This window comes from Phormidium sp. CCY1219 (assembly GCF_055795085.1).
Genome location: NZ_JAYFEQ010000784.1, coordinates 1 through 4,994, shown reverse-complemented (window position 1 = coordinate 4,994; position 4,994 = coordinate 1). Strand labels below are relative to the sequence as shown.

Below are 4,994 nucleotides of genomic sequence, written 5' to 3'. Positions count from 1 at the left end.
ACTCGTTCCCAGGCTCCAGCCTCCAACTCGTTCCCAGGCTCCAGCCTGGGAACGCTCTTTGCGAGGCTCCGCCTCGGGAAAGGCAAAAGATTCACCAGAGACGATATTATACCATTGTCGTCAATCGGCGAACAATTCCCACCCTACCGCTACATGGATCCAATAATGCATGGAACGCAATGCCCGATCGCGATCGCATTCCCGCTACAGTGACAGTGGATCGCCATTTTTTCTAATTAACAATCCACTGGCCAACAAGCTTAACGGAAGTTAACAGTTGAAACACAAACTGGCGATTTTTTCTGTAAAAATTCGGATAATTTATGAGTTTTAATTGTAAAATTTCAGTAAAATTACGAGAGGAATCTTTCTATTTTTTTTGTATTAAAAAAATTAGGCAAAAACCTGCCAAAATGGCAACTCATTCTCCAGGTGGTGGGCTAGGTTAGGGGTAATGGAAAAATAAAAATTGCTGGAGGAAAAAACCTATGTTATGGCACACAAGCGATCGCAGCACAAACTATCCCGGAAGACTGGCAAAGCGGCTACTAGCGATCGCCGCCCCCGTTCTCACTAGTACCGCGATCGCCAGCGCACCCGCCTATGGCGCAACCTTTGCGGCATCTCACAGTGAATTCTACTTCGACAACTTCAGCCACAGCCCCACCTCCAGTCATACCTTTGCAGGAACCGATACCTGGACCTGGGCCAAACCCGCCGGATCGGTGGCGGCGGTGGGTAACGCTGAAGCAGTGTTTTTCCATCCCCCCAACTATCCCGCCGTCGCCTGGAATGAATCATCCAGTTTAGCGTTTGGTGAGGGTCACGACTACCGAGGATTCGCCGCAAGTGAGGCCCGGGTAATCGGCAACTTTTTTATCCCAGAAGCCGAAGACTTTTACTTTGATTTTAGCGGAGGTTTACAGCTAGCAACTTCCATCGAAAATTCTCCGGGAGAAGCAGCAAAAGCCGCAGCAGATATTTCATTTTTATTACTCGATCGCAGCCAACCGGAAAATCAGCAATTGTTGGATTTTGTCAGTTTATCTGCTGCGTTAGAAACTGACTTAGATACTGACTTTATCGGCTATCAGAATAGCCCCACTGTCACCGCTAATTTTTCATCCCATACTGAGTTTGGTGGACTGCAAGAATTTGCCGGGATAGGCGTGGAAGGCTCAGTGAAGCGTTCTTTCAACAGTCCCACTCATTTGAGTTTAGTCGAACTCAAGAATACTCGAGTTGCCGTTAAAGCGCCGGAACCGTCTTTAACTCTCGGTTTTATGGTTCTCGGATTGCTCGGAATTCGCTTAAAGTCTCAAACTACGAAAGAAAACAATTGACTTCCAAACCTTTTTACACCAACCCGGCGCGCTCATCTGCTGGTGACCTGCAAACAACCGTATTTAGGATAATTTAGGGCATTACAGAAGGTCGTTTACCTTACATTCCTCCTCGGATACCCAATTTTACTTGACGAAAAAAACTGCCAAATTGGCCACATGTTTTCCCTTCCAGTCGATAACATAACAATAGTAAAAACAAATTACCAAGCAACTGACTGGAAAAAAACCATGAATCACCCATTTAATCGCAAATTCAACGACTTAGAACCGCAAGAGTTAGAATTTGAAGAACAACTGACAGAAGAAGAAGCGGAAAAAGTCGGCGGTGCTTATAGTGTAGTGACCACCCTCGCCATTGGAGAAGAAGGCGGTTATGGCTGGCATCCGAAGCCCTATCCTCGTCCTATAAAGCCTCCCATGCACCCCCCAATTGACTTTCCAATTGACTTTCCGATGCCACCAGAACCCAAACCGGAAGAACCCCCCGTTTATACCACGATGGCTTTAGGAGAAGAAGGCGGCGACTTTGCCATGATGTAAGGCAAGGTTAGCATTTTAACTATGCATAACCTCAACAATAAAGCAGCACGAATTTTGCGGCGTGCTGCTTTATTTTTATCGAATAAAAATTTTTCCAATCTGGCTTCGAGGGGTAGGGTGAGCAATGCCCACCCTACGAAGTAAGGTGAATTATTGCATCAACAAATTAACCAAATCCCGAGTAATGGGATAGTCGGTTTGATTTTCAAAATGGACGAACATCGGACTGGGATTCGCCTCCAAAAAATAATACTCGCCCCTAGGGGTTAAACGCCAGTCGATCGCCGTCCACTCCATCATAAATGCCCGGGTAATAGCCACAGATTGCTCGCGAATCATTTCCGGCACTTCCACCGGAATTAACTGCGCTTCTTTATCTTCGCGAAAGTCTACCGAAGGACTGCGAATTTCCGCAGAATACACCGCATCTCCAATGACGTAACTGCGAATATTCGTCCCCGGAATGTACTCCTGTAGGGTCACGGGGGCTAAACTCAGTACGCTATTGAGCCGTTCCGGTTCTAAATGAGCGGGGCTGACCAATTGGGTATGCGCGCCGCCATAAACCGGCTTAAAAATCACCCGTTCTCGCCACTGAACAAACTCGATAACCGCTTGCGGATCGTTGCCGATCGCCGTGGCGGGAATGGTGACGCCGAGTTGCTGGGCGCGGGTGAGCTGGCGGGGTTTTTCCTTGTGAAACTGATAGGCATCCCAGGAGTTTATCCACCGGGCGGGGCACAGTTGAATCAGCGATCGCAGCATGCTCATCCCATCATTATACGCCACCCTTTGTTGATGCGGATCTTCCAAATCCGGAACGTATATTTCCCCCAACGTGCGCCAAAATACGCTGTGAATGTCTTCCAGGTTCATCCGCCGCCCTCCGGGAAGGGTTAAATATCCCACCCCCGCACTGGGTTCCCAACACATTCGCAATTTCGTCGGAAAAAAACGAGTGTCTAAATAATCAACTGTTGCCCCGGCTTCGCTCAAAGCTCGATGCAAATGTGCCGCCGTGCCATCTTTGCCATTTCCTAAAATTAATACGTTCATTTTTTGTCTTGCTAATGCCTTTTCTATCACCCCATTTTATCCCAATTCTCCAGAAATGGTAAAATTCCTCGTTCTCAGGTTTAACCCTGGAAACGAGGAAAAAGTCTGTTTTAAATTAGCCCCCGTAGGCGGGCTTCAAACGTTAACGCCCCACCCTGATTTAGGGGCTTTTTCAGCTAGCTGGCTTCCAACTCGTTATGAATCATGTAGTTCACTTCCGTTTCCAGCCATTGGGCAAACATGCGATCGATAATTTGTTGGCGAATTTCTGACGTCAGTTCCGGTTGAATTAACTCTTCGACTAATAACAAATGATAGCCCGCCTCGGTTTTCACCGGTCCTACGATGTCGCCAATCGAAACGCGAAATATCGCCGCTGCAATTTCCGGTGGTAAACTCGATCGCGGGACTTTGCCTTCACACCCGCACAAAACTCGCCGTCTTTCGTCGATATCGTAAAAGTGTGCCGCTTCATAAAAGCTTATTTCGCGCTCTTCTATTTGATAAAACAATTCTCGAGCAACTTCCTCGGAAGGGACAATAATTTGATAGAGTAAAACCTTTTGAAAATCCAGGCGATTTTCGGCAAAATACTTGTCCACATCTTTGTCAAATAGCGCCGCTGCTAACTTTTTTTGCAATAGGCGATCGCGAATTCCCCGTTCCCAATCCTCCGGGGAAATCATTTGCGCCTCTAGCCACGCTAAGGTATCTTCTGCTTTTTCCAGGCGATTGTCGCGCCGGAAGCGATCGCTTTCTTCCTGAACTTCTTCTTCCGGTACGGTAATCTCCCGGTCCTGCGCCGCTCGTTCCACCACTTTTTGATGCAAAATCTTTTGCGAAATTGGCTTGAGTTGAATCTCTTTTTTGAGAAATTCAATAAATTCTTGGGGTTCGATTGGTACTTTTGATAAATCCGTCATGGTAACAAGTTTCTCCTGAAGCCAGCGGTTTTATCCCATTGCCAGAATATCTTCTGACACCGGGGTAAAATCAGCAGGGTTTAATGTGGTGTTCCCGCCTGCATCGACGGTATTGAGAACCACCCCTAAATAGGCGTTCTCGTTCAGTTTCAGGGCGGTAGCGTCGGCGATGCCATCGTTATTGGAATCCAATGCCTCAAACGCGACGTTTTCGGCAGAAACGCCCTGAGTTAACCCTATTTTATCACCGGCTGCCGGATTAAAATCGGCGATCGCATCAGCTTGTAGCGGATCCCTGACAACGGTTGCAGTTCGCATCACAAAGGTATCCGCACCCGAACCTCCAGTCAAGGTATCGGTACCAAAATCGCCCACCAGCACATCATCACCATTTCCGCCAATCAGGGAGTCATGGTTTTTGCCCCCGCGAATGATATCGTTGCCCTCTGCGCCGATTACGGTATCGTCGCCTTGGTTGCCATTGAGTATATCGGCATCTGCACCGCCAAACACGCGATCGCCCCCTTCCATTCCGCGCAGGTAGTCTTCTCCACCGTTGCCCTGAATGTTGTCACGGCTAGCACTCCCCTGCATCTGGTCTCCCGCCGCCGAACCTGAAGCGATCGCAAACGATTCTGTAGTGGATGAATCCGACGGCAATCCAGACTCCTGTGTAAACTCCGCTGCAGCAATATTATCTTCTTCGCTCTCGGCGGGCATCGGGGGAATCGTGGGTACGGCAATAGATGTGAGACCAGAAGGCGCTTGCGCCTCGGTTGCCGCCGATGTAGCGCTTGTGCTATTCGCGGACTCTCCGGCGGCAGTGGCGGTGGCGTTGCCTTCCGCAGAGGTTCCTTCAGCCGAGAAATCCGACGCCTGAGAGCTGGTAGTTTCTCCGGTGGGTGAGGTGGCGATCGCTTCGCTACTACTCTCCGCACCGCTAGCATCCACCTCCGCCCTCGCACTGCTCGAACTGCTGCTTTCTCCGGAATTCCCCGTAGCAGGGGGTTCCCCGTCAGTGGGAGGTCTGGGGTTCGTTGCTTCCCTATTCCCCCCCGCATCGGCACTTTCTCCCGAAGTGCTAGCATTGCTGGAATTGCTGCTGGCTTCGGTACTGGCATTGCTTTGG

General features: G+C 49.2%; 6 protein-coding genes. 3 read left to right on the top strand and 3 right to left on the bottom strand.

Going from position 1 to position 4,994, the window contains the following annotated elements; genetic code table 11:
• The 3 genes from AC0QH1_RS24040 to AC0QH1_RS24030 all read left to right on the top strand — a co-directional run.
• On the top strand, positions 1–236 hold a 236-nt coding region (locus AC0QH1_RS24040; RefSeq protein WP_324633921.1), incomplete at its 5' end, for a hypothetical protein.
• Between the two features lie 252 nt (positions 237–488).
• A complete protein-coding gene (locus AC0QH1_RS24035; RefSeq protein ID WP_324633920.1) occupies positions 489–1,343 on the top strand; it encodes a hypothetical protein in 855 nt (284 codons plus the stop codon).
• A gap of 231 nt (positions 1,344–1,574) precedes the next feature.
• Complete coding sequence (locus AC0QH1_RS24030) at positions 1,575–1,886, top strand: hypothetical protein (protein WP_324633919.1); 312 nt, start codon at positions 1,575–1,577, stop codon at positions 1,884–1,886.
• Positions 1,887–2,036: 150 nt separating this feature from the next.
• Here the strand turns inward: AC0QH1_RS24030 and AC0QH1_RS24025 are convergent, their stop codons facing one another.
• The 3 genes from AC0QH1_RS24025 to AC0QH1_RS24015 form a co-directional block, all read right to left on the bottom strand.
• Positions 2,037–2,942, bottom strand: a complete 906-nt coding sequence (locus AC0QH1_RS24025) for an MvdC/MvdD family ATP grasp protein (RefSeq protein WP_324633917.1) — start codon at positions 2,940–2,942, stop codon at positions 2,037–2,039.
• Positions 2,943–3,118: 176 nt separating this feature from the next.
• A complete protein-coding gene (locus AC0QH1_RS24020) occupies positions 3,119–3,865 on the bottom strand; it encodes a foldase protein PrsA (protein ID WP_324633916.1) in 747 nt (248 codons plus the stop codon).
• A 30-nt stretch (positions 3,866–3,895) separates the two neighbouring features.
• Positions 3,896–4,994 (bottom strand): calcium-binding protein (locus AC0QH1_RS24015; protein ID WP_442957362.1); only part of this gene is annotated, 1,099 nt, incomplete at its 5' end.